We start from the raw sequence: 1,751 nt of genomic DNA, 5'->3' as shown, positions 1-1,751 counted from the left end.
ACCGGCACCCACTCCGGCCGATCCGCACTGATCACCTGCTCCACACCAAAATCATCGATCACGCCGAGACGACGTTACGGGACAACCTTTAGTGCGGTAACCAGCTCGTTGACCAGGTCGGTTGACCTGGTCAGCGCTGCTCGATGGAGTGACTTGGCATTGGTAACGACACGATTTCGTGGTCGAGAGCGAGCAAGTCCGATGAGCAGGCTGGCTGTCGCCCGTCAACAGCCAGACCGCCGTCGCCCTAAAGCCGGACGCCTCCATCAGGGTCATAACAGGGTGGAGCGGTGGTGCCGGGATGGGTGCTGGGCGCATCATGGCCAAAAACCTTCAACGAAGGTAAGGGTGGGGCAGGCCTGGACCGATACCGACGACCTGCTGTATTGGCAGCCTTACCGACATGTCGGTATGACTTAGGAGCAGATGCATGTCCGAGCTGGAGATCCCGCCATTGTGGTGCCCCATCGAGCCGGCCGCCCACCCGATGCTGGAACAGATTGAGAAGGAAATTCATCCATGGCTTGCCTCGTTCGACGTCGATGAGCGAGTCAAGCTGCGAGGCAAAGCTTCTCAGTCAGCCGCTTGGGCATGCCGAGTTGCCCCGGAAGGCGATATAGCACGCTTGCAAATTATGTCCGACTGGACCTGTTGGGCATTCGTCACCGACGATCAGTACACGGACGGCGGTCCAATCATGGACAAACCTCATGAATGGAATCCGCTATTCTGCAAGCTGCTGTATAGCATGGCCAATCCCGAGACTCGCGAGTACGTGCGGATTCCCCCGCTGGGTGCAGCGTTCCGCGACTTGTCGGAACGACTGGAGCGCACCACGTCTCCGGCACGTTTTCTCGAGTGGGTCTCAGCGCACTACATCTGGCTTCTGGGCAGCGCCTGCTCGGTCAGCGACCGCTCGGTCAAGCGCATCAGGAGCCTCGACGAGCACTTAATCGTCGGCCCGCTAGACCGAGCGGAGCCCCTGAGCACTCTCATGATCCAAATTGCCGAAGATACTGAGTTACCACCCCAACTCCAGCGCCTACCAAAGGTCCGCGCGATTACCGATGTTGCGCATGTACTACATTCTTTCTACAACGATCTCGCCTCCTATTCACACGAGTTGCATCAAGAATGCCCCCAGTCCAATTTCGTTCACGTATTGAAGATCGAACAGGCAATCAGTCCACAAGACGCTATCGTAGAAGCCGTGCGGTTCCTCGACCGGCTCATGCTACTTTTTGTGGCACTGAGAGATGAGCTGAACAAAAGCGCCGGAACCGAACTGCGTCGCTACCTCAGGCAACTATCAAACAAAATCAGAGGAAATAGCGATTTCCAGCGAATTGCCGCTCGATACACCACCGTACTTGACGTTAAGGAGGGAATTACTTCGATATCAGAAAACCCTACCGATGCCATGTACGAGTATTCCGATCACCCGTCAGACAACCAGCTCAGCGCACCTTTTTCGTCGATTTCCTGGTGGTGGGACCAATTGGGCCGTTGAATCCTTTCCGATTTTCCAATGACTCGAGGAAGATCGCGATCGTCACCTGGATCGAGGGCACCTACCACCGTCGCAGACGCCAAGCTGCTCTCGGCAGGTCGACCCCATCGAATACGAAGTAATCATGCCACGCCGGCCAGTCAAACTGACCTGCCCTACTGGATCGTTCCAGAGTTGGTGGCTAACTGGCGGCCTGTTCGAGAGGCTGTGCACTGTTCCCCGTCCGTACCCCGCCGAGTTC

At 56.8% G+C, this 1,751-nt stretch carries 1 protein-coding gene; it reads left to right on the top strand.

Annotated elements, in window-relative coordinates; translation table 11 throughout:
* The first annotated feature begins 430 nt into the window (after positions 1-430).
* Positions 431-1,510 (top strand): terpene synthase family protein, encoded by a 1,080-nt coding sequence (locus tag BLQ91_RS40935; RefSeq protein ID WP_143023126.1) that lies wholly within the window; start codon positions 431-433, stop codon positions 1,508-1,510.
* Positions 1,511-1,751: the final 241 nt, after the last annotated feature.

Source organism: Lentzea jiangxiensis (assembly GCF_900104175.1).
GTDB classification, from domain to species: domain Bacteria; phylum Actinomycetota; class Actinomycetes; order Mycobacteriales; family Pseudonocardiaceae; genus Lentzea; species Lentzea jiangxiensis.
Note: the sequence above shows the minus strand (reverse complement) of the source record. Positions and strands in the feature narration are given on the sequence as shown.

Bases quoted from the DNA above. Each gene is read 5' to 3' on its own strand.
- BLQ91_RS40935 (WP_143023126.1), top strand. From the start codon at position 431: ATGTCCGAGCTGGAGATCCCGCCATTGTGGTGCCCCATCGAGCCGGCC.